The organism is Sulfitobacter sp. CW3 (assembly GCF_019392245.1).
Taxonomy (GTDB): Bacteria; Pseudomonadota; Alphaproteobacteria; order Rhodobacterales; family Rhodobacteraceae; genus Sulfitobacter.
In genome coordinates this window covers 165452-191647 of sequence record NZ_JAHXRL010000003.1, presented here as the reverse complement: position 1 = coordinate 191647, position 26196 = coordinate 165452, and the positions used below count along the sequence as shown (strand labels likewise).

Annotated in this window: 27 protein-coding genes; 2 read left to right on the top strand and 25 right to left on the bottom strand. The window is 55.0% G+C overall.

Translation table 11 applies throughout. From position 1 onward, the window contains the following. Positions 1-14 precede the first annotated feature (14 nt). From rplE to rpmC, 5 genes are all read right to left on the bottom strand, one after another. The gene (gene rplE, locus KZZ06_RS07770; protein WP_219579474.1) at positions 15-578 is read right to left on the bottom strand and encodes a 50S ribosomal protein L5; all 564 of its coding nucleotides are present in this window, start codon (positions 576-578) and stop codon (positions 15-17) included. Continuing rightward, complete coding sequence (gene rplX, locus KZZ06_RS07765) at positions 571-882, bottom strand: 50S ribosomal protein L24 (RefSeq protein ID WP_093731778.1); 312 nt, start codon at positions 880-882, stop codon at positions 571-573. Before rplX ends, rplE begins: the two co-directional genes overlap by 8 nt. Further along, positions 882-1250, bottom strand: coding sequence for a 50S ribosomal protein L14 (rplN, locus tag KZZ06_RS07760; RefSeq protein WP_093917644.1), 369 nt, complete (start codon positions 1248-1250; stop codon positions 882-884). Before rplN ends, rplX begins: the two co-directional genes overlap by 1 nt. 157 nt (positions 1251-1407) lie before the next feature. After that, positions 1408-1647 carry a 30S ribosomal protein S17 gene (rpsQ, locus tag KZZ06_RS07755; RefSeq protein WP_093917643.1) on the bottom strand — a complete coding sequence of 80 codons (240 nt, stop codon included), beginning with the start codon at positions 1645-1647 and terminating at the stop codon, positions 1408-1410. A gap of 15 nt (positions 1648-1662) precedes the next feature. Beyond that, positions 1663-1869: a 50S ribosomal protein L29 gene (rpmC, locus tag KZZ06_RS07750; RefSeq protein WP_093917642.1), complete on the bottom strand. Its 207-nt coding sequence runs from the start codon at positions 1867-1869 to the stop codon at positions 1663-1665. Between the two features lie 162 nt (positions 1870-2031). Between rpmC and KZZ06_RS07745 the strand changes: the two genes are divergently transcribed. After that, positions 2032-2652, top strand: a complete 621-nt coding sequence (locus tag KZZ06_RS07745; RefSeq protein WP_219579473.1) for a TIGR02466 family protein — start codon at positions 2032-2034, stop codon at positions 2650-2652. 77 nt (positions 2653-2729) lie between these two features. Here the strand turns inward: KZZ06_RS07745 and KZZ06_RS07740 are convergent, their stop codons facing one another. The 17 genes from KZZ06_RS07740 to rpsL form a co-directional block, all read right to left on the bottom strand. Then, positions 2730-2927: a hypothetical protein gene (locus KZZ06_RS07740; protein WP_219579472.1), complete on the bottom strand. Its 198-nt coding sequence runs from the start codon at positions 2925-2927 to the stop codon at positions 2730-2732. 325 nt (positions 2928-3252) lie between these two features. Beyond that, on the bottom strand, positions 3253-3666 hold the full coding sequence (rplP, locus tag KZZ06_RS07735) for a 50S ribosomal protein L16 (RefSeq protein ID WP_008226768.1): 414 nt from the start codon (positions 3664-3666) through the stop codon (positions 3253-3255). 13 nt (positions 3667-3679) lie between these two features. Then, positions 3680-4387: a 30S ribosomal protein S3 gene (gene rpsC / locus KZZ06_RS07730; RefSeq protein WP_093917638.1), complete on the bottom strand. Its 708-nt coding sequence runs from the start codon at positions 4385-4387 to the stop codon at positions 3680-3682. After that, complete coding sequence (gene rplV, locus KZZ06_RS07725; protein WP_219579471.1) at positions 4387-4767, bottom strand: 50S ribosomal protein L22; 381 nt, start codon at positions 4765-4767, stop codon at positions 4387-4389. The genes rpsC and rplV overlap by 1 nt, the downstream gene beginning before the upstream one ends. Before the next feature lie 3 nt (positions 4768-4770). Further along, positions 4771-5049: a 30S ribosomal protein S19 gene (rpsS, locus tag KZZ06_RS07720; protein ID WP_005849833.1), complete on the bottom strand. Its 279-nt coding sequence runs from the start codon at positions 5047-5049 to the stop codon at positions 4771-4773. A 3-nt stretch (positions 5050-5052) separates the two neighbouring features. After that, positions 5053-5895: a 50S ribosomal protein L2 gene (gene rplB / locus KZZ06_RS07715; protein ID WP_037228490.1), complete on the bottom strand. Its 843-nt coding sequence runs from the start codon at positions 5893-5895 to the stop codon at positions 5053-5055. Positions 5896-6246: 351 nt separating this feature from the next. After that, a complete protein-coding gene (locus tag KZZ06_RS07710; protein WP_219579470.1) occupies positions 6247-6819 on the bottom strand; it encodes a hypothetical protein in 573 nt (190 codons plus the stop codon). A 261-nt stretch (positions 6820-7080) separates the two neighbouring features. Next, positions 7081-7377 (bottom strand): 50S ribosomal protein L23, encoded by a 297-nt coding sequence (locus KZZ06_RS07705; protein WP_093917634.1) that lies wholly within the window; start codon positions 7375-7377, stop codon positions 7081-7083. Beyond that, positions 7374-7991, bottom strand: coding sequence for a 50S ribosomal protein L4 (rplD, locus tag KZZ06_RS07700; protein WP_219579469.1), 618 nt, complete (start codon positions 7989-7991; stop codon positions 7374-7376). The genes KZZ06_RS07705 and rplD overlap by 4 nt, the downstream gene beginning before the upstream one ends. Continuing rightward, the gene (rplC, locus tag KZZ06_RS07695) at positions 7988-8830 is read right to left on the bottom strand and encodes a 50S ribosomal protein L3 (RefSeq protein WP_219579468.1); all 843 of its coding nucleotides are present in this window, start codon (positions 8828-8830) and stop codon (positions 7988-7990) included. Before rplC ends, rplD begins: the two co-directional genes overlap by 4 nt. A gap of 18 nt (positions 8831-8848) precedes the next feature. After that, positions 8849-9166, bottom strand: coding sequence for a 30S ribosomal protein S10 (gene rpsJ / locus KZZ06_RS07690; protein WP_005849850.1), 318 nt, complete (start codon positions 9164-9166; stop codon positions 8849-8851). 225 nt (positions 9167-9391) lie between these two features. Continuing rightward, positions 9392-9913: a hypothetical protein gene (locus KZZ06_RS07685; RefSeq protein ID WP_219579467.1), complete on the bottom strand. Its 522-nt coding sequence runs from the start codon at positions 9911-9913 to the stop codon at positions 9392-9394. A 38-nt stretch (positions 9914-9951) separates the two neighbouring features. Further along, positions 9952-10494 carry a hypothetical protein gene (locus KZZ06_RS07680; protein ID WP_257884253.1) on the bottom strand — a complete coding sequence of 181 codons (543 nt, stop codon included), beginning with the start codon at positions 10492-10494 and terminating at the stop codon, positions 9952-9954. A gap of 182 nt (positions 10495-10676) precedes the next feature. Continuing rightward, the gene (gene tuf / locus KZZ06_RS07675) at positions 10677-11852 is read right to left on the bottom strand and encodes an elongation factor Tu (protein ID WP_219579456.1); all 1176 of its coding nucleotides are present in this window, start codon (positions 11850-11852) and stop codon (positions 10677-10679) included. A 104-nt stretch (positions 11853-11956) separates the two neighbouring features. Further along, positions 11957-14083 (bottom strand): elongation factor G, encoded by a 2127-nt coding sequence (gene fusA, locus KZZ06_RS07670; protein ID WP_219579466.1) that lies wholly within the window; start codon positions 14081-14083, stop codon positions 11957-11959. A gap of 83 nt (positions 14084-14166) precedes the next feature. Then, the gene (gene rpsG / locus KZZ06_RS07665) at positions 14167-14637 is read right to left on the bottom strand and encodes a 30S ribosomal protein S7 (RefSeq protein WP_008224920.1); all 471 of its coding nucleotides are present in this window, start codon (positions 14635-14637) and stop codon (positions 14167-14169) included. A gap of 161 nt (positions 14638-14798) precedes the next feature. Beyond that, positions 14799-15170 (bottom strand): 30S ribosomal protein S12, encoded by a 372-nt coding sequence (gene rpsL, locus KZZ06_RS07660; RefSeq protein WP_005849863.1) that lies wholly within the window; start codon positions 15168-15170, stop codon positions 14799-14801. A 407-nt stretch (positions 15171-15577) separates the two neighbouring features. Here rpsL and KZZ06_RS07655 point away from each other — a divergent pair, with 407 nt between their 5' ends. Next, complete coding sequence (locus KZZ06_RS07655; RefSeq protein WP_219579893.1) at positions 15578-16381, top strand: putative rhamnosyl transferase; 804 nt, start codon at positions 15578-15580, stop codon at positions 16379-16381. Here the strand turns inward: KZZ06_RS07655 and KZZ06_RS07650 are convergent. The 3 genes from KZZ06_RS07650 to rpoB form a co-directional block, all read right to left on the bottom strand. After that, positions 16370-17236 carry a DMT family transporter gene (locus KZZ06_RS07650; RefSeq protein WP_219579465.1) on the bottom strand — a complete coding sequence of 289 codons (867 nt, stop codon included), beginning with the start codon at positions 17234-17236 and terminating at the stop codon, positions 16370-16372. The two genes, KZZ06_RS07655 and KZZ06_RS07650, sit on opposite strands and share 12 nt — an antisense overlap. Positions 17237-17437: 201 nt before the next feature. Beyond that, positions 17438-21682: a DNA-directed RNA polymerase subunit beta' gene (gene rpoC / locus KZZ06_RS07645; RefSeq protein WP_219579464.1), complete on the bottom strand. Its 4245-nt coding sequence runs from the start codon at positions 21680-21682 to the stop codon at positions 17438-17440. Between the two features lie 95 nt (positions 21683-21777). Further along, a complete protein-coding gene (rpoB, locus tag KZZ06_RS07640; RefSeq protein WP_219579463.1) occupies positions 21778-25917 on the bottom strand; it encodes a DNA-directed RNA polymerase subunit beta in 4140 nt (1379 codons plus the stop codon). Between the last annotated feature and the right edge of the window lie 279 nt (positions 25918-26196).

Sequence of the window (26196 nt, the reverse complement as noted above, 5' to 3'; positions counted from 1 at the left end):
AATCCTCCCCGCGCTTATGAGTTGAAGGGCATGTTGAATGCTTTCAACAGTGCCTTCGCTTCAGCGTCGGTTTTCGCCGTTGTGGCGATCACGATGTCCATTCCCCAAGTCTCATCAACTTTATCAAAGTCGATTTCGGGGAACACGATGTGCTCTTTCAGGCCCATGGCATAGTTGCCACGACCGTCAAAGCTTTTGCCGTTGATGCCGCGGAAGTCGCGGATACGTGGCATTGCGATCGTGATCAGACGATCCAGGAATTCATACATCCGCTCGCCACGCAGGGTAACTTTCGCACCCAAAGGCATGTCTTCACGAACGCGGAAACCAGCGATGGATTTCTTGGCAATGGTTGTCAGCGCTTTTTGGCCGGCAATCGTTGTCAGATCTTCCTGAGCGGATTTTGCTTTCTTGCTGTCACGGACAGCTTCAGCGCCACAGCCGATGTTCAGAACGATTTTATCCAAACGAGGGATCATCATTTCGTTCTTGTAACCGAACTCTTCCTTAAGGGCGGCACGGATCGTGTCGTTGTAAACGCCCTTCAGGCGGGGTGTATATGTTGCAGTATCAAGCATCGATTACGTCCCCCGTGGTTTTTGCAAAGCGCACTTTCTTGTCGCCTTCAATCTTAAAGCCAACGCGAGTTGCCTTGCCGTTGGCATCAACCAGCGACAGGTTGCTCAGATCGATCGGCATCGCTTTGGGAATACGGCCACCTTGCGACGTCTGGGACTGACGCGTGGCGCGGATTGCCATGTTGATACCGTCTACGATTGCTTTGTTGGCTTTTGGGTCAACAGACGAGATGGAACCCGTCTTGCCCTTGTCCTTGCCAGCAAGCACGATGACTTTGTCACCTTTGCGAAGTTTAGCAGCCATTACAGCACCTCCGGCGCAAGCGAGATAATCTTCATGAAGTTTTTGGCGCGCAATTCGCGAACAACTGGTCCGAAGATACGTGTACCTACGGGTTCGTTCGAGTTGTTCAGGATAACTGCTGCGTTGCGATCGAAACGGATGGCTGTACCATCGTCACGACGAACTTCTTTGGCAGTGCGAACGACGACGGCTTTACGCACGTCACCCTTTTTCACACGACCGCGAGGGATGGCTTCCTTGACCGACACGACAATAACGTCGCCGACGGATGCGTATTTACGCTTGGAACCACCCAATACCTTGATGCACTGAACACGGCGAGCGCCGCTGTTGTCAGCAACATCCAGGTTGGTCTGCATCTGGATCATTTGGTTTCTCCCGACCTTCTGGGGGGCGATGCGTGCCCGTTCCCCAGGGTTTCGATTAAATTGGTCTGCCCATAATGGGCATCTCGTCCGTGCGTGTGGCCCCTGTGCCCCTCAGAGTCAAGGGAAACAAGGGTATCACGCCCGAACGAGCAGCGCTTTAGGCCTCTGCGGCTTCCAGCACTTCCCAACGTTTGGTTTTCGACTTTGGTGCACATTCGATGATGCGAACGCTGTCGCCCACTTTGAATGTGTTGTTCTCATCGTGCGCCCGGTACTTTTTGGACTTACGGATGGTCTTTTTCAGAACCGGGTGGGTAAAGCGACGCTCGACCGATACGGTTACTGTTTGTGCGTTGGCATCGCTTGTCACGGTGCCTGTCAGGATACGTTTGGGCATACTCTCAGGCTCCTATTATTCAGCAGATGCCGCGGTTGCGGCTTTCTGGTTGAGAACGGTTTTGACACGTGCAACGTCACGCTTAACGGTCTTCAAACGTGCAGGGTTTTCCAGCTGGCCAGTGGCTTGCTGAAAACGCAGGTTGAAAGCTTCTTTTTTCAGGTTAACAAGTTCATCCCGAAGCTGGTCGGGTGTCTTGTCGTGCAGTTCCTTGGCGTTCATCGCCTGTTCCTTTCGACATCACCAGCAGGCCCCTTATGGGTGACCATGATTCTGGTGGAGTTCATGTGAAAGGTTCCTCTACATCCCTTACCCCCACTTGGCAAGCGACCTTTATGCAAATGCGTATCGCCACCCTGCCCGACGTGATGTAGAAGGTGCCTCATGTCACAGATAGATTCCCTTTTCGTCACCCGCCTGTACCGCGCCCCTTTGTCCGAACATGGCAAACCCGTGGACCCGTCCGAGCTTGAAGCCGCATGCCTGAGCATCGCGGAAGATGACGAGGCCGGCCAGGAATGGTGTGATCAGAACGATTTTCCCGGTTACACCAGCTACGCGTCGCTGACCGACCTCCCGTGGCGGTTCCCGATCTTCAAGACGGTTAAGAAAGCGCTGGATAAGCACGTCAAAGCATTTGCCAAGGATCTGGCATTCGATCTGGATGGCCGGAAACTGAAGCTGGAAGATATCTGGATCAACATCCTGCCCGAAGGCGGCATTCACACCGCGCACATCCACCCGCATTCGGTGATCTCCGGGACGACCTATGTGGCGATGCCCGAAGGCACGAGCGCTTTGAAGCTAGAAGACCCGCGCCTGCCGATGATGATGGCAGCCCCCGGCCGGTTGAAAGACGCCCCGCAGGAACTGCGCCAGTTCGTCTATGCTAAACCGGTTGTGGGTGATGTTCTGCTATGGGAAAGCTGGCTGCGCCACGAAGTCCCGATGAACATGGCCGAAGAAGACCGCATCTCGGTGTCGTTCAACTACGCTTGGGCGTAGGGTGGGTGTAACCCACGCGTCCCTTCTGACCCATGCGTTGTCTGTGGTAAGATAGTGACAGGTGGGTTTCACCCACCCTACCGCTTCTTCCGCGCTTCTTCCTGCTCCTTGACCGCGGCCTTCTCTTCCTTGGTCAGCTTATTGCCCCACTGATTATTGGAAAGACCCAGATCATCCGGCATCGGCTTGGTCTTGCCCTTCTTGATCGTACCGCCTTTGTTGAGGAACTCTTTGATGAGGTCTTCGTCAGTGGTGGGCTTGGGGACTTGTTTCATGGGGAGTGACCTTTATGTGGGTGGTGGTCTTTGCATCACCTTAGACCGATGGGTCCGCATTGGCCAGCATCGCACTGGTGGGTTCCACCCACCCTACGTAGCGTGGGTGGAACCCAGGTGATCACCTGTCGCTACGGAACAATCACTGCACCCACCAGCAGCCCAAGCGGCGTGCGCGAAGGACGCTTTCCGAAAGAATCTGTGCCTAGACGGGCGATTACTAAAACGGAAAAAGCCCCCGCCGATCACTCAGCAGGGGCTTCTTAATTATTACGGCGTCAATAGGTTTCACCCAGCCCACGTAGGGTGGGTGAAACCCACGCGATTACCAGTCCTCGCGGACCACAACGCGTGTTTTGATCGGTAGCTTCATCGCAGCAAGGCGCAGAGCCTCGTGAGCGATGTCTTCGTTAACGCCGTCGATTTCGAACATTACGCGGCCAGGCTTAACGCGGCATGCCCAGTAATCAACGGAACCCTTACCTTTACCCATACGGACTTCGGTAGGCTTCGATGTGACTGGCAGATCCGGGAAAATCCGGATCCAGACACGGCCTTGACGCTTCATGTGACGCGTCATTGCACGACGTGCAGCTTCGATCTGACGCGCTGTTACACGCTCAGGCTCCAGAGCCTTCAGGCCAAAGGTACCAAAGTTCAGGTCAGACCCGCCCTTTGCAAGACCCTTGATTTTGCCTTTGTGCTGCTTGCGGAATTTCGTACGCTTTGGTTGTAGCATCTTTCATTCCCCCTTAGCGACGACCGCCGGCACCGCGAGGTGCTGGGCCGTCTTGCATTTCTTGTGCCTTACGGTCACGCGCTGCCGGGTCATGTTCCATGATCTCGCCTTTGAAGATCCATGTCTTGATCCCGATGATGCCATAGGCAGTCATCGCTTCGACATGTGCGTAATCGATGTCAGCACGCAGAGTGTGGAGCGGCACGCGGCCTTCACGGTACCATTCGGTACGCGCGATTTCTGCACCACCCAGACGGCCAGCAACGTTAACGCGGATACCAAGGGCACCCATACGCATGGCGTTCTGTACGGCACGCTTCATGGCGCGACGGAAAGAGACCCGGCGTTCCAATTGCTGTGCGATGGATTCACCAACAAGTGCGGCGTCCAGCTCTGGCTTGCGAACTTCAACGATGTTGAGGTGCAGGTCAGACTTGGTGATTTTGGCAATTTTCTGACGCAGACCTTCGATGTCTGCACCTTTTTTACCAATGATCACACCTGGGCGTGCTGTGTGGATCGTAACGCGGCACTTCTTGTGTGGGCGTTCGATGATCACACGGGCGATACCGGCCTGTGCACATTCTTTCTTGATGAAGGCGCGGATGGCGAGGTCTTCAAGCAGAAGATCACCATAGTCCTTCGTGTCAGCGTACCAGCGGCTGTCCCAGGTGCGGTTGACCTGAAGACGCATACCGATCGGGTTTACTTTATTACCCATTATGCTTGCTCCTCAACTTGACGCACGACAATCGTGATTTCCGAAAACGGCTTGATGATCTTGCCGAAACGGCCACGCGCACGTGGACGACCACGCTTCATGATCAGGTTCTTACCGACATATGCTTCGGCAACGACCAGTTCATCCACGTCAAGGTTGTGGTTGTTTTCACCGTTCGCAATTGCAGACTGAAGACATTTCTTCACATCTACTGCGATCCGCTTTTTCGAGAAGGTCAGGTCCGTAAGGGCCTTGTCGACCTTCTTGCCGCGGATCATTGCGGCGACGAGGTTCAGTTTCTGCGGGCTTGTGCGAAGCATGCGCAGTTTTGCACGGGCTTCGTTGTCGGCCACGCGGCGGGGATTTTTATCCTTGCTCATGGCTTATTTCCGCTTCGCTTTTTTGTCGGCTGCGTGACCATAATAGGTGCGAGTTGGCGAATATTCACCAAACTTCTGACCAATCATCTCTTCGCTGACGTTTACAGGGATGTGCTTGTGACCGTTGTACACACCGAACGTCAGGCCAACAAACTGTGGCAGGATCGTTGAACGGCGCGACCAAATCTTGATCACTTCGCTGCGACCGCTTTCGCGGGAGGCTTCGGCCTTTTTGAGGACATAAGAGTCAACAAAAGGACCTTTCCATACTGAACGAGACATCTATTAACGCCCCTTCTTCTTGGCGTGACGCGAGCGTAGGATAAGCTTGCTGGACGCTTTGTTCTTGTTGCGGGTTTTTGCACCCTTGGTTGGCTTGCCCCAAGGCGTAACAGGGTGACGACCACCCGATGTCCGGCCTTCACCACCACCATGGGGGTGGTCGATCGGGTTCATAACAACACCACGCACAGATGGGCGGATGCCCTTGTGACGCATGCGGCCCGCTTTACCGTAGTTCTGGTTGGAGTTGTCAGGGTTCGATACGGCACCAACGGTGGCCATACATTCCTGACGCACCAGACGCAGTTCGCCCGAGGACAAACGGATCTGAGCATATCCACCATCACGGCCTACGAACTGGGCGTAGGTACCGGCAGCACGAGCGATCTGGCCGCCCTTGCCTGGCTTCATTTCGATGTTGTGAATGATCGTACCGATAGGCATGCCCGAGAATGGCATAGCGTTACCAGGCTTGATGTCGGCCTTGGCCGATGCAATCACCTTGTCGCCAACAGCAATACGCTGCGGTGCCAGGATGTAAGCCTGTTCGCCATCTTCGTACTGGATCAGTGCGATGAATGCGGTCCGGTTAGGGTCATATTCGATACGTGCGACAACCGCGGACATGTCCAGCTTGTTGCGCTTGAAATCGACGATGCGGTAGAGGCGCTTTGCACCACCACCCTTGCGACGCATTGTGATCCGTCCGGTGTTGTTCCGTCCGCCGTGCTTGCTAAGACCCTCTGTGAGGGCTTTAACCGGGCGACCTTTCCAAAGCTCCGAACGGTCGATCAGTACCAGCCCACGCTGGCCTGGCGTCGTCGGTTTATACGACTTTAGTGCCATGTTTTCTGTCTTCCGTTTTGCTTGTGCCCGACTTCAACAAGTTGAAGCCGAGATGGTTATAGGGCCCCGAAGGTCCCCAATTTGAATGTCTGGCAAAGAACCCCTCTGCCCGACCGGCGTAGGGTGAGTGAAACCCACCAACGCACAAAACGACACAGCCCCGGACGAATCCGGGGCGCTGCCGATGGGGTCGTTTAGGTCACGATGGCGATAGGGTCAAGGGCGAAGGTGCGTGGCATGTGTACCACCATACTACATATCAAATACGACATGCCATGATCGGCACGTATCGCCCCCCTTAACCGGAAGGCCTGGGACACTATATGCGTCACACATCCATCGACTACCGGATCACAGCTTAATCAACTGATCCCCAACCTTAACGGTCCCGTCTTGTACGATCTTGCAAAGAATTCCACGCAAGCGGTACGCGCGATGATCGGCCTTGTTGATCCACCGCAGGCTATCGTTGCCATACCTGTCGTGCCATTTGATGCAGCCCGTGTTGAATTTGTCGCTGACCTCAAGGATCGCCGAACCAGCGCTAAGCCGCGTTCCCACCGGCAGGTTCGCGGCACTCAGGTCCATATCCACAACGATGGGGTCGCCGGGATGCACGGTGTTTTCGCGATCACGCCAGCACAAATCCATCACCCTCTGCGAGAGAATAGAAACCTGTATTCTAGGGTCCGGGTCGCCGTTGGGCAGCGTTAGCCAAGGCTTCTTTGTCCATCGCTCGCCGGTGATCCCGTGCTTGACGGTCATTTCCAATGTGTCAGGAAAGCTCCGCTGTTCGAACTCCGGCCGAAAACACAATTGCCCGATCACAGCGCCGCTCTCCGGCGCAGACAGAATGTGTTCCAGTGCAGCCTCGCACTCGGCAGTGGTCGCGTGGTGGGGTGTTTGTGGTTCACTCGTTGGCAACGTCAGAACTCCCTGTCCAGCGGCACGATCCCGCGTGGGATAGCATCCGCCCAAAGAATTTGGAAGTCACGCCACGCCGCAGCAATATGATCCGCGCGGTTTGCCCCCTAAAAAGGCAGGGCCCGCTTCAATGTCAAAAGCGGCCTTCTGATCACTGAACACACCCCGACAGACCTCCAGCCCCAAATGCAAAAAGCCCCCTACCGTACGGCAGAGGGCTTTTGCTATTTTCGTGGGGTGGGTGCGAACCCACCAACCGGATTACAACCCGGTGGATACGTCGATGGTGTTACCCTCTTCGAGCGTAACATAAGCCTTTTTGACGTCCTTGCGACGGCCCATTTGGCCACGGAAACGCTTGGACTTGCCTTTGGTGATGGTCGTGTTCACGGCCTTCACCTTGACACCAAAGAGAGCTTCAACAGCTTCTTTGATCATTGGCTTGTTGCTGTCGATTGCCACTTCGAAAACGACGGCGTTGTTCTCAGACGCCATTGTTGCTTTCTCGGTGATGATCGGCTTGCGGATCACATCATAGTGTTGGTGCTTGGTGCTCATTTCAAACGGGCCTCCAGTGCTTCGATCCCCGACTTGGTGATCACGAGTGTATCACGCTTGAGGATGTCATAGACGTTTGCACCCATCGTTGGCAGGATATCCAGACCTTCGATGTTGCGCGCGGCTTGCAAGAAGTTTTCGTTCACCGACGCGCCATCAATGATCAAAGCGCGTTTCCAGCCGAGGTTCTTAACCTGCTTGGCCAGTGCTGCGGTTTTCCCATCCGATGCGGCATCGTCGATGATGACCAGGTTGCCTGTCTTTGCCTTAGAGGACAAAGCGTGGCGCAGACCCAGCTTGCGGAACTTCTTGGTCAGCTCGTGGCCGTGGCTACGAGGGGTTGGACCCTTGTAGATACCACCCGAACGGAAGATCGGTGCAGAACGTGCGCCGTGGCGTGCGCCGCCGGTGCCTTTCTGACGATAGATCTTCTTGGTCGAATAGCTAACCTCGGACCGTGTCTTGACCTTGTGCGTGCCTTGCTGCGCGTTGTTGCGCTGCCAGCGGACGACGCGGTGCAGGATGTCGGCGCGTGGCTCGAGGCCGAACAGGGCCTCGTCCAGGTCGATCGATCCGGCCTTGCCGCCGTCGAGTTTGATGACATCTAGTTTCATGCGTCACCCTCTTTCTTTTCTGCATCTGGCGCGGCTGCGTCAGTGCTTTCTGCGGCTTCCATCGCGGCCTGCTCGGCTGCTGCGGCTTCCGCTGCTGCTGCTTCTGCTTCGGCTGCAGCTGCTGCTGCGGCTTCTTCTGCGGCTTTCGATGCTTCTTCTGCGGCGGAGCGCAGAGCAGCTGGCAGAATGGCGTTGTCAGGGAATGGCTTCTTAACCGCATCCTTAACAGTCACCCAACCACCTTTGGAGCCGGGAACAGCGCCTTTGACCATGATCAGGCCACGAGCGGTGTCAGTTTTGACAACTTCGAGGTTCTGAGTGGTTACACGGGCGGAACCCATGTGACCGGCCATTTTCTTGCCTTTGAAAACCTTGCCCGGATCCTGACACTGACCGGTGGAACCGTGCGAACGGTGAGACACGGAAACACCGTGTGTCGCACGCAGACCGCCAAAGTTGTGGCGTTTCATCGCACCGGCAAAACCTTTACCGATGGATGTGCCTGCAACGTCAACATACTGACCAGCAAAGTAATGATCGGCGATGATTTCTTCGCCAACATTCAACATAGCTTCTGGGTCGATGCGGAATTCTGCAACCTTACGCTTTGGTTCAACCTTTGCCGCAGCAAAGTGACCACGCATGGGTGCCGATGTCCGTTTAACCTTGGCTGTACCTGCGCCGAGCTGAACAGCTGTGTAGCCGTCCCGTTCGATGGTACGCTGTGCAACGACCTGAAGTTTGTCGAGCTGGAGAACGGTTACGGGAATCTGTTTGCCGTCTTCCATGAACAAACGGGTCATGCCCATCTTTTTTGCAATAACGCCTGAGCGCAACATAATATTACCCTCCTACGCTTATGACTGCAGCTTGATCTCGACGTCCACACCAGCGGCCAGGTCAAGCTTCATCAGCGCGTCCACGGTCTGGGGGGTCGGATCAACGATATCCAGCAAACGCTTGTGCGTGCGGATTTCGAACTGGTCACGGGATTTTTTGTCAACGTGGGGGCCACGCAGAACTGTGAATTTTTCGATCTTGTTCGGCAGCGGAATTGGGCCGCGAACAGAGGCACCGGTACGCTTGGCGGTGTTGACGATCTCTTGTGTGGACGCATCCAACACGCGATAATCAAACGCCTTCAGCCGGATGCGGATGTTTTGGCTTTGTGCCATATGTCATCATCCCTCATTGGGAGTAGAAACGAAGAGGAAGAGACGCCTCATCACGGCCCTTCATTGCGCTTTATCGTAAATCAAACGGGGCGCGTAAAAACGCACCCCGCTGAGACTTGCGCTCTATAGGTCGAGTCGCCCCCTGTGGCAAGGGGGAATTGCCGTATCGAGTTCACGTTTCCAGCCAGACTGCGGAAACCTGTGGTGTTTGCCGGCAAGCCCCGCCTAGATCACAGACGAAAGCTGTTTCACTGCCAGCAGCGCAAAGGAAAAGACGGTCGCATAAAGCGCCACGATAAACCGAAGGCGTTTTTGCTCGCGCAGTTTCGACACCTTTAACACTTCATACGCCAACTCGGCGAGCCAATCCGCCTTAGATACTGCGGATTGCAGGTCGGCCACCGTCCTATGGCGTGCCGTCTGAACATATAGGACCCGCTCGACGCCGTTCTCTGTATCGTCGTTTACTTTCGGCGCAGTCCGTCTTGAAGGATACAGGACATAGCCAAAAAAGAACAGCGGAGCCATAACCACGGCCCAGAATAGGACCACATAGACCAGCCCTTCGTTCCCGTATCCGGGCAATCCCCCGATCACAGTCGCCACGATATTCAGCGCAAATGTATATCCGATGCCGACAATCTGGGCCTTGGTGTCATAGGCGCGCACCGTTGCTTGCGCCTCCTCTAGGGACGCCAAAAGGTACTGCCGCTGCGTGGATACTTCAGAAGGGTGAACTGACGACATGGGTTAGATCCACTGAGGCCTGACGGTCAAAGCCGGCGTTAATCGATACGGTGCAAAAGCGTCCGGATTTCCTTGAGGGCACCGCCATTGCGCAAGCGGATAAACTCCAGCTCCAGGCCCTCTGCAACCAAGGTGCGATGATATTCTTGCATCTCGTATTCCCCGGTTTCGTCGATAACCAGCGAAAACACCGACAGCGTATCACCGTTTAATCTGGCCCAAACATAGGGCTCGCCTTTTAGTGGGTTCAGGGGAACATCTTTGCCGAAAACATTGGTTCTCATCGCCGAGGAATAGATATTCTTGCGGCCGCTGGGTTCGAACAAAATATTATACGTCTTCGACTTGGCCCGGCCATCGTCTTTGTGGCTCACGGATGTCCAACTTAATCTGAACCCGTTCTTCGTGGGCACGATCGTGGTACTCATATCTCGGCGCTGCGTTTCGCCGTCAAAGACGAATTCAGCCTCGCCGGTAAAGCTCCCCGCGAAGCGGTCAAATTCCCCCGCGACAACGGTACAGGGCCACAGCAACAACAGCAGGGCAAAAAATCGGCAAATGATGGATGAACTCTGTCTCATAGACCAACACTAGCCCATTTGGCATGCTTGAACAGTAAACTTGTGGGCAATTCAGCCAAATCTGCCGGAATTTTCGCGGCCTGCCGGTAATCTCACCACCGCGGCAAAAGAAAAGGCCGCCCTGTTTCCAGAGCGGCCTTCGATACGATCAACTGCAGTGCGGGGCGGGCCCGCTTTGCGGCTTATTCGTTGATTTTGGACACAACGCCCGCGCCAACGGTGCGGCCGCCTTCGCGGATCGCAAAGCGCAGACCGTCTTCCATCGCGATTGGTGCGATCAGTTCAACGTCGAACTGCAGGTTGTCGCCGGGCATAACCATTTCAGTGCCTTCTGGCAGCTGAACAGTACCGGTAACGTCTGTGGTCCGGAAGTAGAACTGTGGACGGTAGTTCGCGAAGAATGGCGTGTGACGGCCACCCTCTTCTTTGGTCAAGATGTACGCTTCGGCTGTGAACTTGGTGTGTGGCTTAACCGAACCTGGCTTACACAGAACCTGACCACGCTCAACGCCTTCACGGTCAACGCCGCGCAGCAGGGCACCGATGTTGTCGCCAGCTTCACCGCGGTCCAGCAGTTTGCGGAACATTTCAACGCCGGTACAGGTGGTTTTCTTGGTGTCGCGGATACCAACGATTTCGATTTCGTCGCCAACGTTGATCACGCCACGCTCGACACGGCCTGTAACAACTGTACCACGACCAGAGATCGAGAACACGTCTTCCACTGGCATCAGGAACGGCTGGTCAACAGCGCGTGCTGGTGTCGGGATGTATTCGTCAACGGCTTTCATCAGCGCGCGGATCGAGTTTTCACCGATCTCAGGATCGCGGCCTTCCATGGCTGCCAGAGCGGAACCAGGAACAACCGGCATGTCGTCGCCTGGGTAGTCGTAGGACGACAGCAATTCGCGGATTTCCATTTCCACCAATTCCAGCAGTTCTTCGTCGTCAACCTGGTCAACTTTGTTCATGTAAACAACCATGGTCGGGATACCAACCTGGCGGCCCAGCAGGATGTGCTCGCGGGTTTGTGGCATCGGGCCATCGGCCGCGTTCACAACCAGGATCGCGCCGTCCATCTGTGCCGCACCAGTGATCATGTTTTTCACATAGTCAGCGTGGCCGGGGCAGTCGACGTGTGCATAGTGACGTGCTTCGGTTTCGTACTCAACGTGAGCGGTCGAAATGGTGATGCCGCGTGCTTTTTCTTCGGGCGCGCCGTCAATTTGGTCATACGCTTTGAAATCGCCAAAATACTTGGTGATCGCAGCTGTCAACGTCGTCTTGCCGTGGTCAACGTGACCGATCGTGCCGATGTTAACGTGTGGTTTATTACGTTCAAACTTTGCCTTAGCCATGGTGGCCTCCTTGATTTTCAATTTGGATGGTGGGGATAAAACCCACCCTACGGTTTGGGTAGGGCGGGGTTTTCCCCGCCATCCCAGTTATTTCGTTGCGACAGTTACGCGAACTTGGCCTGAATCTCGTCCGAGATGTTCTGTGGCACAGGCTCGTAGTGCGAGAACTGCATGGTAAAGTTCGCACGACCCGAAGACATCGACCGCAATGTGTTGATGTAGCCGAACATGTTGGCCAATGGCACCTGAGCGTCGATCGCGATGGCGTTGCCACGTGTATCTTGACCCTGAACCTGACCGCGACGCGATGTCAAATCGCCGATGATGCCGCCTGTGTAATCCTCAGGTGTGACAACTTCGACTTTCATGATCGGCTCGAGCAGTTTCGCGCCAGCTTTCCGCATCCCTTCACGCATACCCATGCGGGCAGCGATTTCGAACGCCAGAACGCTGGAGTCAACGTCGTGGTATTTACCTTCGATCAGCGCAACCTTGAAGTCGATGACCGGGAAGCCAGCCAAAGGACCGGAGTCCATGACCGATTTAATACCCTTTTCAACGCCCGGGATGTATTCCTTAGGCACCGAACCACCAACAACGCGGCTTTCAAACGAGTAACCCTCGCCTGGCTCTGTTGGCATCAGGATCATCTTAACTTCAGCGAACTGACCCGAACCACCCGATTGCTTCTTGTGGGTATAAACCACTTCGGCTTCACGAGAGATCGTTTCACGGTAAGCAACTTGCGGTGCACCGATGTTCGCCTCAACCTTGAATTCGCGCTTCAGACGGTCAACCAGGATGTCGAGGTGAAGTTCGCCCATGCCCTTCATGATGGTCTGACCGGATTCGATGTCGGTCTCAACACGGAAGGATGGATCTTCGGCAGCCAGACGGGCCAGACCGGCGGACATTTTTTCTTGGTCCGCTTTTGTCTTAGGCTCGACCGCGATTTCGATAACCGGATCGGGGAAGGTCATTGTTTCAAGAACAACAGGATCAGCAACAGAGCAAAGCGTGTCACCGGTTGTTGTGTCTTTCAGACCCGCCAGCGCGATAATGTCGCCCGCGAACGCTTCTTGAATTTCTTCACGATCGTTCGAGTGCATCATCATCATACGACCAACGCGCTCTTTTTTGCCTTTGGTCGAGTTCAAGAGCGTGTCGCCCTTGTTCAGAACGCCGGAATAGATGCGTGTAAAGGTCAGCGTGCCAACAAAGGGGTCGTTCATGATTTTGAACGCAAGGCCGGAGAAGGCCATGTTGTCGTCAGCACGACGCGCGATGTTACGTGTTTCTTCTTCGTCGCCTGGCTTAAAGCCCATGTAGTCAACAACGTCCATCGGGGATGGAAGATAGTCGATAACAGCGTTCAACAGCGGCTGAACACCTTTGTTCTTAAATGCGGAACCACACAGAACGGGGATAAACTTGATGGCCAGCGTACCCTTGCGGATCAGCTTGCGCAGTGTCTCTTCGTCAGGCTCTGCGCCGTCCATCAGATAGTTTTCCATCGCGTCATCGTCCATCTCGACCGCAGTCTCGATCAGATGCGCGCGCCATTCGTCGGCCAGATCTTTCAGGTCGGCGCGGATTTCGCGCTGTTCCCAGCTCGCGCCCAGATCTTCACCGGCCCAGACCCATTCTTTCATGGTGACCAGGTCGATCATGCCTTCCAGCTCGGTTTCGGCACCGATTGGAATTTGGATAGGCGCAGGTGTCGCACCGGTACGGTCTTTGATCATCTTCACACAGTTGAAGAAGTCAGCGCCGATTTTATCCATTTTGTTAACGAAAACGATGCGCGGAACCTTGTAACGGTCAGCTTGACGCCAAACGGTTTCGGTCTGCGGCTCAACACCGGCGTTGGCGTCAAGAACGGCAACCGCGCCATCCAAAACAGCCAAGGAACGTTCAACTTCGATGGTGAAGTCAACGTGGCCAGGGGTATCGATGATGTTCATCCGGTACTTGGTGTCGGATGTGGCGCTTGCGTCTGGCAATTCCTGGCGCTGCCAGAAAGTTGTTGTCGCAGCGGAGGTAATGGTAATACCGCGCTCCTGCTCCTGCTCCATCCAGTCCATTGTTGCGGCCCCATCGTGGACCTCGCCAATGTTGTGGGATTTGCCGGTGTAAAACAGGATGCGTTCGGAGCAGGTAGTTTTACCTGCATCGATGTGGGCCATAATACCGAAGTTACGGTAGCGTGTGAGCGGATAGTCGCGTGCCATGGGGCTGCTTCCTCGAATATATCTGAAACGGATAAATCGCGCCCCAGCCTGGGGCGCGACGAAGGCGTGTTATGCCGCCTGAATTACCAACGGTAGTGGCTGAATGCTTTGTTCGCATCGGCCATTTTGTGCGTATCTTCGCGTTTCTTAACGGCAGTACCGCGCGACTGAACAGCATCCATCAGCTCGCCTGCAAGGCGCTCTTCCATGGTGTTCTCGTTGCGCGAACGCGACGCTTTGATCAACCAGCGGATCGCCAGTGCTTCGCGACGCTCGGGGCGTACTTCGACAGGCACCTGATAGGTTGCACCACCAACGCGGCGCGAACGCACCTCGACGGATGGTTTGATGTTGTCCAAAGCTTCGTGGAAAACTTCGATGGGTGCGCGTTTGATCTTGTCTTCAACGCGGGTCATCGCGTTGTAAACGATACGCTCAGCTACCGATTTCTTACCATCGATCATGAGGTTGTTCATGAATTTTGTTAGGACCAGATCACCGTATTTGGCATCTGGCAGAACTTCGCGTTTTTCAGCGGCGTGACGACGTGACATTTAAGGCTCCTAATGTTCTTGCGCCAAGGTTGGATCCGGCCGGTATACCCCTTGCCCTAAGGCGTGGATTTCAGCGTATCTCTCAACCCCAGCTCATCCCCGAAGGGAAAGTATGCTGGACGGCCCCGGGCGATTGAAAAACCGCCCAAGACCCACCCAAATTATTTTGGCTTCTTTGCACCATACTTGGAGCGACGCTGCTTACGGTCTTTAACGCCCTGAGTATCCAGAACACCGCGCAGGATGTGGTAACGCACACCGGGAAGGTCTTTTACACGACCGCCGCGGATCAGAACAACAGAGTGCTCTTGAAGGTTGTGCGATTCACCTGGGATGTAGCTGATGACTTCAAAACCGTTTGTCAGGCGCACTTTGGCAACCTTACGCATGGCCGAGTTCGGCTTTTTAGGTGTGGTTGTGTAAACACGTGTACAAACGCCGCGCTTTTGCGGGCATTCTTGCAGGTGCATGGATTTCGAACGTTTGATTTTAGGCTGGCGCGGTTTGCGGATCAGCTGTTGGATCGTTGGCATTCCGGTTTTATCCCCGTTTAGCTCACATATGTGGTGCAGCGGGGCGGACCCCAGTGCGGTTTAAATTTCGGTCCCCTCACGCGTCCGCGAAGCTGCTTTTACCAAGCGCAAGTGGCGCAAAGCAAAATCACCGCAGCGTTTCCGTACCGAGGAAAACGAGGCGGTGGGGTAACAGAGGATCGGGTCAGCATTAGACCGGATCGTGACCACAGGTGGTATGATTTCGGCACAGCGGGGCGACCCCCACATCCGAGATAGGGCGCGTATAGGCAGAGTCGCCGCCGCTGTCAACAGTAGCGGTAACAATGGGCCCTGATCCGGTGCACTGCGGAATTGTCGCTTGCAATGGTGGCCAACGCCCCGCCATATTTGAACGGTTCTCGTGGTTGATCAAAGGCCCCTATCAGATGCAGATCATTGGTCTTTGCCGGTTTTCCTATCCTGCGCTTGGCGGCTTTCAGGTCGGGCACGACACGATCGAAGACCGCATTGCCTATCTCTATGGTGCCGGGCGGCTCGAAGAACGCTTTAGATTATTTGAAACCGTCGCCCTGCCCTGCCTAAAGGCGCAAACTGATCCTGATTTTGAACTGGTGATTGTCGTCGGTGACACGATGCCCAAGCAATACCTGGACCGCTTGCACGACATCACCGCAGATTTGCCCCAAGCCCGCATTCACGCAGAACCGCCGCGCCCGCACCGCGAGGTGATGAAGGAAATCCTGAACACCACCCGCGACCAAGATGTGGCTTCTATGCAGTTCCGGTTTGACGACGATGATGCCGTCGCCGTCGACTTTGTCGAACGCTTGCGGGCCGCGCCAAAGGATTGTTCCGGCCTGATCGCACAGCACCGCACCGTCGCGTTTGACTGGAACAAAGGCTTTATTGCGGAATACGGGCCAGATGGCATTGCCGCACTCGAAGTCTTTCGCCCCTTTGATGTGGCCGCATTAGGCATGTACGCGCGCCCGCGCTGCCCCATGACGATCATGAACTTCGCCCATAACAAGATTAACCGCTTTATGCCGACAGTGTCTTTTGACACCAAACATATGTTTGTGCGGGGTCACAACGGATCGAACGACAGCCGCCAAAAGGGTGAAAAACCCGCCAATGTATCGCCCCTAACGGTCGAGCAAGAAGAGATGTTTCGCACACGTTTCGCCATCGACGCAGCGACCGTCCGCGCGGCATTCTCAGCGTCGTGACAATTTGCGTTCGCGGTATAGCGTGAACAAACCCGTGGCCGCGACGATCCCTGCCCCGGCAAGGGTTGACGGTAACGGCCAGTCCCCGAAAACGAACCAGCCCAAAATCAGCGCCCAGATCAGCCCCGTATATCGGAAGGGTGCGATGAACGATATTTCACCGATCCGCATGGTCTGAACGCTAAAGTAATAGCCCATCAAAACGAAGACAGCCGCCGCCGCGATGGCCGTCCAATGGGCACCCGAAACCGGGGCCCAAGGCGTGGCAAGTTGGGCCAAACCGGAAAACACCGTGACCGACAGAACCGCCGCCAGCGTGACTGTCATTGATGGCACGTCACCGGACAGACGCCGCGTGCTGAGATCGCGCACGGTCACGAATAACACCGCAACCAGCGCATAGACTGACCAGATGTTGAACCCTTCCGTGCCGGGTTTGACGATCAGCATTACGCCCATGAAACCGACCAGAATGGCCGACATACGTTTCCAGCCAACAGCCTCGCGGTAAAACAGCGCCGCGCCCAAGGTCACGGTCAGCGGCAAGGATTGCAAAATCGCGCTGAGGTTCGCCAAGGGCATATTGAACAAAGCGGTCACAAAGAAATAGCTCGCGCCCACTTCGGAAGCCGACCGGATACCGACCAATTTCCAGTCACGACGGCTGAGCCGTAGGTGCATCGGCCCCAGACGCCCCCATAAAATCAACAAAAGCGAGATTGAGATCAACCCGCGCAGGAACAACAGCTGAAACAACGGGACCTCGCCACCGGTGGTCTTGGTCATCGTGTCGTTCAGCGTAAACGCCGCCATTGAGCCCATCATAAATAGAGCTCCGATTAGGTTTGGCGACATGTGCGGGCTTTCGATTGGGTATCTATTTCGTGATCATTGCCCCATAGATCGCGAAAGTACCAGCCCCGTTCCTGACGGGCGACAGGGCCGCCGCCAACAAACGCCTGGCTTACGCCACTTGTTGGAAATCAGTCCCCAAATGCAAAAGGCCCCCGCTGATCTCTCAGCGGGGGCCTTTGATTTTCTAGCTCAGATCAAAGATCAGTTACGGCTTTCGTCATCGTTTGAGACGGTGTTAAAAACATCCCCTCCGACCACGTCATCCGAAGCAGCTGGTGCTGCCAGGCGTGCAGCTGTTTCAGCTTCTTCGCGACGGGCTTCGATCACCACATTGTCACGATCCGCTGCAACTTTGCGCATCTGCTGGGTCGCACCACCGGTACCGGCTGGGATCAGACGGCCAACGATAACGTTTTCCTTCAGACCGACCAGCTTGTCGCGCTTGCCCTGAACCGATGCTTCGGTCAGCACGCGTGTGGTTTCCTGGAACGATGCCGCCGAGATAAAGCTGCGGGTTTGCAAGCTTGCCTTGGTGATACCCAGAAGGATCGGTTCGCCCGTTGCCGGACGGCCACCTTTGGAAATCGCCTTTTCGCAGGCTTGGTCAAACTCTTGCTTATCGACGTGTTCGCCTTTCAGCAGCGTTGTGTCGCCGCTGTCCTGAACTTCCCACTTCTGAAGCATCTGACGTACGATAACTTCGATGTGCTTATCGTTGATCTTAACGCCTTGCAGACGGTAAACATCCTGAACCTCGTCGATCATGTAGTCAGCCAAAGCCTCTACACCCATGATCGCAAGAATGTCGTGCGGTGCCGGGTTGCCATCCATGATGTAATCGCCCTTTTGGACAAAGTCACCTTCCGCAACCGGAATGTGCTTACCCTTAGGCACCATGTATTCAACTTTGTGATCCGGATCCTCGGACGATTCAATCGAGATGCGGCGCTTGTTCTTGTAGTCTTTGCCGTAGCGCACATAGCCGTCGATTTCCGCGATGATAGCGTGGTCTTTGGGGCGACGTGCCTCAAAGAGTTCGGCCACACGTGGAAGACCACCGGTAATGTCCTTGGTCTTGGCGCCTTCGCGCGGGATACGCGCAACGATGTCACCGGCCTTGATTTCGGTCTGGTCCTCAACGGACAGAACGGCATCAACGGACATTGGGTAGGTCACCGGGTTGCCCGCATCGTTGCGGACCGGCTCGCCATCGGCATCCAGAATCATAACTTCAGGCTTCAACTCGTTGCCTTTGGGGGCAGCGCGCCAGTCGATCACGATCTTCTGGGTCATGCCTGTCGCATCATCCGTCTCGTCCTTGATCGCGATCCCCGACACAAGGTCGACGAACTTGGTCATACCGGACTTCTCGGCGATGATTGGCAATGTGTACGGATCCCATTCAAACAGCTTGTCGCCGCGCAAGATCGACTGACCTTCCTTGACGAACAGCTTGGTACCGTAACCGACCTTGTGGTTGGCGCGTTCTTCGCCGTTTTCATCCACGATCGACAGCTTCATGTTCCGGCCCATGACCATGATATCGCCAGCGGCGTTCTCAAGGGTTTGGGCGTTTTCGAACACGATCTTACCGGGCTGGGATGCCTCGAGGAAGGACTGCTGGCCACCTTGTGCAACACCACCAATGTGGAATGTACGCATGGTCAGCTGGGTGCCTGGTTCACCGATCGACTGCGCGGCAATAATGCCGACAGCTTCACCTTGGTTCACCAATGTACCACGTGCAAGGTCACGACCGTAACACATGGCGCAGACGCCCTCTTCGGCCTCACAGGTCAGCGGGCTGCGGATGCGTGCGGACAAAACAGCCGCCTCATCCACGATATCCGCCAGACGTTCGTCGATGATGGTCTGCGCAGGTACCAACACTTCGTCAGTGCCAGGACGCAGGATATCATCAGCCGCAACGCGACCCAGCAGACGTTCTGCCAGCGACGATACAACTTCACCGTCGTTAACCGCGGCTTCTGCTGTGATTGCCGTTTCGGTGCCACAGTCATGCATACGAACGATACAATCTTGTGCCACGTCCACCAGACGACGGGTCAGGTAACCCGAGTTCGCTGTTTTCAAAGCGGTATCCGACAGCCCCTTACGGGCACCGTGGGTGGAGTTGAAGTACTCCAGAACGGTCAGACCTTCTTTAAAGTTCGAGATAATCGGTGTCTCGATGATGTCGCCATTCGGCTTCGCCATCAGACCGCGCATCCCGCCCAGCTGTTTCATCTGCGTAACCGAACCACGCGCACCGGAGTGCGCCATCATGTAAACCGAGTTCGGTTCGTTTTCGGAACCGTTGTCGGCATGTGTGGTTGCGGAAATCGCGCCCATCATCGCATCGGTGACTTTGTCGTTACACTTTGACCATGCATCGACAACCTTGTTGTACTTTTCACCCTGAGTGATCAGGCCGTCCATGTACTGCTGTTCAAAGTCTTTCACCTGCTCTCGGGTTTCTTCAACCAGTGGCCATTTGCTGTCAGGGATCAACATGTCGTCCTTACCGAACGAAATGCCTGCCTTGAAAGCTTCGCGGAAACCCATTGTCATGATCTGGTCACAGAAGATGACGGATTCTTTTTGGCCACAGTAGCGATAGACCGTATCGATGACCTGCTGCACTTCTTTCTTGCGCAACAGACGGTTGACCAGATCAAACGGCGCTTTGGCGTTCAGAGGCAGCAAGGCACCCAAACGGACACGACCAGGTGTCGTATCAAAGCGCTTCATCACTTCGTTGCCTTCGGCATCGATCTGTTTGATCCGTGCCTTGATCTTGGTGTGCAAGTGGATCGCACCACCGTTCAAAGCATGCTCGACTTCTTCAACAGAGCCGAACACCATGTCCTGACCAACCATGCCTTCGCGTTCGAGGGTCGTGTAGTACAGACCCAAGATCATGTCCTGCGAAGGAACAATGATCGGCGCGCCGTTTGCTGGCGACAGAACGTTGTTCGTGGACATCATCAAGACGCGTGCTTCAAGCTGGGCTTCCAGCGAAAGTGGCACGTGAACAGCCATTTGGTCGCCGTCAAAGTCAGCGTTAAACGCGGAACAAACCAGCGGGTGCAGCTGGATGGCCTTACCTTCGATCAGAACCGGTTCGAACGCCTGAATGCCAAGACGGTGCAAGGTAGGCGCACGGTTCAGCATGACGGGGTGTTCGCGGATGACTTCATCCAAGATATCCCAAACTTCGGGACGCTCTTTTTCCACCAACTTCTTGGCTTGCTTCACAGTGGAAGACAGGCCTTTTGCTTCAAGACGCGAATAGATGAACGGCTTGAAAAGCTCCAACGCCATCTTCTTCGGCAAACCACACTGGTGCAGTTTGAGTTCAGGGCCGGTCACAATAACCGAACGACCCGAGAAGTCGACGCGCTTACCCAAAAGGTTCTGACGGAAGCGACCTTGCTTACCCTTCAGCATGTCGGACAGCGATTTCAACGGACGCTTGTTGGCACCCGTGATCACGCGGCCACGACGGCCGTTATCGAACAACGCATCTACAGATTCCTGCAACATACGCTTTTCGTTACGCACGATGATATCGGGCGCACGCAGTTCGATCAGACGCTTCAAACGGTTGTTCCGGTTGATCACGCGGCGATACAGGTCGTTAAGGTCAGACGTCGCAAAACGGCCACCATCCAGCGGCACCAGCGGGCGCAGTTCTGGCGGGATAACCGGAATGACGGTCATGACCATCCACTCGGGCCGGTTACCGGACTCGAGGAAGGATTCAACAACCTTCAAACGCTTGATGATCTTCTTTGGCTTCAATTCGCCAGTCGCTTCTTTCAGATCCGCACGCAGCGTGTCTGCTTCGGCTTCCAGATCGATCGCGGCCAGCATTTCGCGGATCGCTTCGGCACCGATGTTGGCGGTGAACGCGTCCATGCCATAGATGTCTTGCGCTTCCATGAACTCTTCTTCGGTCATCATCTGACCATAGGTGAGCTCAGTCAGACCGGGCTCGATCACGACATAGTTTTCGAAATACAAAACACGTTCCAGATCGCGCAATGTCATGTCCAGCATCAGGCCGATCCGCGATGGAAGCGACTTGAGGAACCAGATGTGCGCAACAGGCGACGCCAGTTCGATGTGGCCCATCCGCTCGCGGCGCACCTTTTGCAACGTGACTTCAACGCCGCATTTTTCGCAGACAACGCCACGATATTTCATGCGCTTGTATTTGCCACACAGACATTCGTAGTCTTTGATCGGTCCAAAGATACGTGCGCAGAACAGGCCGTCACGCTCTGGCTTGAACGTACGGTAGTTGATGGTTTCGGGTTTCTTGATTTCACCGAACGACCACGACAGGATACGCTCTGGCGATGCCAAAGATACCTTGATCTCGTCGAACGTCTTCATCGGCGCGACGGGGTTGAACGGGTTGTTTGTCAGTTCCTGGTTCATCTTAAATCCTTAGATTAGTCTCGAAAGCGAAAGGAATGAGACGTTTTCTTTGCAAGAAAACGGTCCGGAGTTTTTGAAAAACTCCGGCGCTTAACTCACTCGTCTTCCTCCGCATCCAGGAGTTCCATATTCAGGCCAAGGCCACGGACTTCTTTGACAAGAACGTTGAACGATTCCGGAATACCGGCTTCGAAGTTGTCCTCGCCTTTGACGATGCTTTCATAGACCTTTGTGCGGCCTGCAACGTCATCCGATTTCACAGTCAGCATTTCCTGCAGGGTGTATGCAGCGCCGTAAGCTTCCAGAGCCCAGACCTCCATCTCACCAAAGCGCTGACCACCGAACTGCGCTTTACCGCCCAACGGCTGCTGGGTGACCAGCGAGTATGGACCGGTGGAACGCGCGTGGATTTTGTCATCCACAAGGTGGTGCAGTTTCAGCAGGTATTTGACGCCGACGGTCACGGGGCGTGCAAACTGCTCGCCTGTGCGGCCGTCAAACAGCACCGACTGACCCGAGGTATCGAACCCGGCCCGTGTCAAGCTGTCGTTCACGTCTGCTTCCTTGGCACCGTCAAAGACGGGCGTCGCGATTGGCACACCACGGGTCACGTTGCCCGCAATTTCCAACAGATCCGCTTCGTCCAAGCCGGCGATGCCTTCTTCGTAAACGTCCGCACCGTAAGCGTGGCTCATCGCGTCGCGCACAGGTGTCAAATCGCCGGAGCGTTTGTATTCCTGAAGTGCTTCGTCGATGTTGATGCCCAAGCCGCGTGCTGCCCAACCCATGTGGGTTTCAAGGATCTGACCAACGTTCATACGCGATGGAACACCCAGCGGGTTCAAACAGAAGTCAACTGGCGTACCATCCGCAAGGAACGGCATGTCTTCCATCGGTACAACCTTGGAAATAACACCCTTGTTGCCGTGACGACCGGCCATTTTATCGCCCGGTTGCAGCTTACGCTTCACCGCTACGAATACTTTGACCATTTTCATCACGCCTGGGGGCAAATCATCGCCACGGCGTACTTTTTCGACCTTGTCCTCAAAGCGGGCATTCAATGTACGCTTTTGGATTTCGTACTGTTCGTTCAGCGCTTCGACGATTTTTGCATCATCTTCGTCGGCCAAGGCCAACTGCCACCACTGACCGCGGGACAATTGGTCATCCAGCAGTTCTTCGGTGATCGGGCTGTTCGACTTGACGCCTTTCGGACCTTTGACAGCAACTTTGCCAAGGATCATCTGACGCAGACGCGCATAGATGTTGCGATCGAGGATACCAAGTTCATCGTCACGGTCGCGTGCAAGGCGTTCAACCTCTTCGCGCTCGATCTGCAAGGCACGTTCGTCTTTTTCAACACCGTGGCGGTTAAAGACGCGGACTTCGACAACTGTACCGAAATCGCCCGGCTTAACGCGCAGCGATGTATCACGAACGTCAGACGCTTTTTCACCAAAGATGGCGCGCAGCAGTTTTTCTTCTGGCGTCATCGGGCTTTCGCCCTTTGGTGTGATCTTGCCGACAAGGATATCGCCCGGTTCAACGTCCGCGCCGATGTACACGATGCCAGCCTCGTCGAGGTTGCGCAGCGCTTCTTCACCAACGTTTGGAATATCGCGTGTGATTTCCTCTGGCCCAAGCTTTGTATCGCGTGCAGCCACTTCGAATTCCTCGATGTGGATCGACGTGAATACGTCATCGCGCGAAACCCGCTCGGAGATCAGGATGGAGTCTTCGTAGTTGTAGCCGTTCCAAGGCATAAACGCGACGATCACGTTTTTACCAAGGGCCAGTTCACCCATGTCAGTCGACGGACCGTCAGCGATAACCTGACCTTTAACAACCGTGTCGCCCACTTTCACCAGCGGACGCTGGTTAATACAGGTGTTCTGGTTGGAACGCTGGAACTTGCGCATGCGGTAGATGTCTACCCCTGCATCGCCCAGCTCAAGGTCTTCGGTTGCGCGCAAAACGATACGCGATGCATCGACTTGGTCGATGATACCGCCACGCTTGGCCATATAGGCCGCACCGGAATCCCGTGCCACAACTTCTTCGATACCGGTCCCGACCAGCGGGGCCTCGGCTTGAAGCAATGGAACAGCCTGACGTTGCATGTTCGAGCCCATCAAGGCCCTGTTCGCATCGTCATTTTCCAAGAACGGGATCAGCGACGCCGCTACGGACACCAACTGCTTTGGCGAAACGTCGATCAAGTCAACGTTTTCGGAAGGCGACAGCGTGTAGTCACCCGATTTCCGTGTCGACACCAGATCGTTCACGAACTTCATGTTCTCATCAAGGTTCGCGTTGGCCTGCGCCACAGTGTGACGCATTTCTTCGGTCGCGGACATGTATTGAACGTCATCGGAAACCACACCGTTAGAAACCTTACGGTAGGGTGTTTCGATAAAGCCATACTTGTTCACGCGGGCAAAGGTTGCCAACGAGTTGATCAGACCAATGTTCGGGCCTTCGGGCGTTTCAATCGGACACATCCGGCCATAGTGGGTCGGGTGAACGTCACGTACCTCAAAACCCGCGCGTTCGCGTGTCAGACCACCTGGTCCAAGCGCTGAAAGGCGACGCTTGTGCGTGACCTCGGACAGCGGGTTGGTTTGGTCCATAAACTGCGACAGCTGCGAAGAGCCGAAGAATTCACGCACCGCAGCGGCTGCTGGCTTGGCGTTGATCAGGTCTTGCGGCATGACGGTGTCGATTTCGACCGAGGACATACGTTCTTTGATTGCGCGTTCCATACGCAGCAAACCAACGCGGTACTGGTTTTCCATCAATTCGCCAACCGAACGCACACGACGGTTACCAAGGTGGTCAATATCGTCGATATCGCCACGGCCATCGCGCAGGTCAACCAGCGCTTTGATGCAGGACACGATATCATCGCGGTCCAGCGTGCGCTGTGTGTCTTCTTTGTCGAGCGCCAGACGCATGTTCATCTTAACGCGACCAACAGCAGACAGGTCATAGCGTTCGCTATCAAAGAACAACGTGTCGAACAGGTTCGACGCGGCCTCGACTGTGGGTGGCTCGCCCGGGCGCATAACGCGATAGATATCCATGAGCGCGGTGTCGCGGTTCATGTTTTTATCGTTCGCCATGGTGTTGCGCATGTAGGGGCCGACATTGATGTTGTCGATGTCCAAGAGTGGGATCTCGGTAATGCCCGCATCAACAAGCTCTTTGGCGGTGCCGCCGATCAGCGTGCCGTCTTTGTCATACTCAAGCGTCATCTCGTCGCCGGCTTCGACATAAATCGCGCCAGTTTCTTCGTTGATGATGTCGCGTGCGACAAACTTGCCTTCGATGTGGCCGAACGGCAAAAGCAACTCGGTTACTTTGCCTTCATCAACCAACTGCTTGACGGCGCGTGGCGTGATCTTTTTGCCTTTTTCAAACAGGACTTCGCCTGTCGCGGCATCAACCAGATCATATGTTGGACGTGTGCCCCGCACGCGATCCGGATAGAACGGCGCAACCCAGCCTTCACCCGCTTGTAGCGTGTAGTTCACGGTGTCGTAATAGGCATCCATGATCGCTTCTTGGTCGAGACCAAGCGCGTACAGCAATGTCGTTACAGGCAGTTTGCGGCGACGGTCGATGCGCGCAAATACGATGTCTTTTGCGTCGAATTCAAAATCCAACCAGGACCCACGGTACGGAATGATCCGGCACGCGAACAAGAGCTTACCCGAAGAGTGGGTTTTACCTTTGTCGTGGTCAAAGAAAACGCCAGGCGAACGGTGCATCTGCGAAACGATTACACGCTCGGTGCCGTTCACAACGAACGTCCCGTTTGGCGTCATCAAAGGCATATCGCCCATGAACACGTCTTGTTCTTTGATGTCTTTTACCGACTTCGCACCAGTATCTTCATCCACATCAAATACGATCAAACGCAGCGTAACCTTCAAAGGCGCGCTGTAGGTCATGTCACGTTGCTGACATTCCTCAACATCGTATTTGGGTTTTTCAAGCTCGTACTTGACGTACTCAAGCACCGAAGTCTCGTTGAAGTCTTTGATCGGGAATACCGACTGGAAGACGCCCTGAATGCCGTCGCCATCTGTCGGTGTGTCCGCATCGCCGGAGCGCAGGAACAGATCATAAGAGGATTTTTGAACCTCGATCAGGTTCGGCATCTCCAGCACTTCGCGGATTTTGCCATAGTATTTACGTAGACGTTTCTGGCCAAGGAAGGATTGCGCCATGTGTCATGTCACCTTTCGTGTCTCTTGCCGAGCACGCCATCACCGGGGCCGTGATGCGCGCCCATAAGAGCGGTAAATCCTGGTCAATTCTTGAAGCACGTCCCACCGTACCTCTTCCGACCCTTAGGACCTATCCAGAGAAGCATTTCACGCGAAATACTTGTCAAAACAGGTTAGGCTGGACAGGGAAACATCCCCATCCAGCCTTGTCATTTGCGGGCTGCCCCGGAATTTTTCAAAAATTCCGGTCCGTTTTCTTTGAAAGAAAACGGCACCCAG

What these genes read in the sequence shown, in the direction of transcription:
- rplX (WP_093731778.1), bottom strand. Translation starts at nt 882, where the DNA reads ATGGCTGCTAAACTTCGCAAAGGTGACAAAGTCATCGTGCTTGCTGGC.
- KZZ06_RS07705 (WP_093917634.1), bottom strand. Translation starts at nt 7,377, where the DNA reads ATGAGCACCAAGCACCAACACTATGATGTGATCCGCAAGCCGATCATC.
- KZZ06_RS07685 (WP_219579467.1), bottom strand. Translation starts at nt 9,913, where the DNA reads ATGTCGTCAGTTCACCCTTCTGAAGTATCCACGCAGCGGCAGTACCTT.
- rpoB (WP_219579463.1), bottom strand. Translation starts at nt 25,917, where the DNA reads ATGGCGCAATCCTTCCTTGGCCAGAAACGTCTACGTAAATACTATGGC.
- rplN (WP_093917644.1), bottom strand. Translation starts at nt 1,250, where the DNA reads ATGATCCAGATGCAGACCAACCTGGATGTTGCTGACAACAGCGGCGCT.
- rplV (WP_219579471.1), bottom strand. Translation starts at nt 4,767, where the DNA reads ATGAGCAAGGATAAAAATCCCCGCCGCGTGGCCGACAACGAAGCCCGT.
- rpsS (WP_005849833.1), bottom strand. Translation starts at nt 5,049, where the DNA reads ATGTCTCGTTCAGTATGGAAAGGTCCTTTTGTTGACTCTTATGTCCTC.
- KZZ06_RS07655 (WP_219579893.1), top strand. Translation starts at nt 15,578, where the DNA reads ATGCAGATCATTGGTCTTTGCCGGTTTTCCTATCCTGCGCTTGGCGGC.
- rpsQ (WP_093917643.1), bottom strand. Translation starts at nt 1,647, where the DNA reads ATGCCCAAACGTATCCTGACAGGCACCGTGACAAGCGATGCCAACGCA.
- fusA (WP_219579466.1), bottom strand. Translation starts at nt 14,083, where the DNA reads ATGGCACGCGACTATCCGCTCACACGCTACCGTAACTTCGGTATTATG.
- rpsJ (WP_005849850.1), bottom strand. Translation starts at nt 9,166, where the DNA reads ATGGCACAAAGCCAAAACATCCGCATCCGGCTGAAGGCGTTTGATTAT.
- rpoC (WP_219579464.1), bottom strand. Translation starts at nt 21,682, where the DNA reads ATGAACCAGGAACTGACAAACAACCCGTTCAACCCCGTCGCGCCGATG.
- rplB (WP_037228490.1), bottom strand. Translation starts at nt 5,895, where the DNA reads ATGGCACTAAAGTCGTATAAACCGACGACGCCAGGCCAGCGTGGGCTG.
- rplP (WP_008226768.1), bottom strand. Translation starts at nt 3,666, where the DNA reads ATGCTACAACCAAAGCGTACGAAATTCCGCAAGCAGCACAAAGGCAAA.
- rpsG (WP_008224920.1), bottom strand. Translation starts at nt 14,637, where the DNA reads ATGTCACGTCGTCACGCCGCTGAAAAACGCGAAGTTCTGCCAGATGCC.
- tuf (WP_219579456.1), bottom strand. Translation starts at nt 11,852, where the DNA reads ATGGCTAAGGCAAAGTTTGAACGTAATAAACCACACGTTAACATCGGC.
- rpmC (WP_093917642.1), bottom strand. Translation starts at nt 1,869, where the DNA reads ATGAACGCCAAGGAACTGCACGACAAGACACCCGACCAGCTTCGGGAT.
- rpsL (WP_005849863.1), bottom strand. Translation starts at nt 15,170, where the DNA reads ATGCCAACGATCCAACAGCTGATCCGCAAACCGCGCCAGCCTAAAATC.
- KZZ06_RS07680 (WP_257884253.1), bottom strand. Translation starts at nt 10,494, where the DNA reads ATGAGACAGAGTTCATCCATCATTTGCCGATTTTTTGCCCTGCTGTTG.
- KZZ06_RS07650 (WP_219579465.1), bottom strand. Translation starts at nt 17,236, where the DNA reads ATGTCGCCAAACCTAATCGGAGCTCTATTTATGATGGGCTCAATGGCG.
- rpsC (WP_093917638.1), bottom strand. Translation starts at nt 4,387, where the DNA reads ATGGGTAATAAAGTAAACCCGATCGGTATGCGTCTTCAGGTCAACCGC.
- rplD (WP_219579469.1), bottom strand. Translation starts at nt 7,991, where the DNA reads ATGAAACTAGATGTCATCAAACTCGACGGCGGCAAGGCCGGATCGATC.
- KZZ06_RS07745 (WP_219579473.1), top strand. Translation starts at nt 2,032, where the DNA reads ATGTCACAGATAGATTCCCTTTTCGTCACCCGCCTGTACCGCGCCCCT.
- rplC (WP_219579468.1), bottom strand. Translation starts at nt 8,830, where the DNA reads ATGTTGCGCTCAGGCGTTATTGCAAAAAAGATGGGCATGACCCGTTTG.
- KZZ06_RS07740 (WP_219579472.1), bottom strand. Translation starts at nt 2,927, where the DNA reads ATGAAACAAGTCCCCAAGCCCACCACTGACGAAGACCTCATCAAAGAG.
- rplE (WP_219579474.1), bottom strand. Translation starts at nt 578, where the DNA reads ATGCTTGATACTGCAACATATACACCCCGCCTGAAGGGCGTTTACAAC.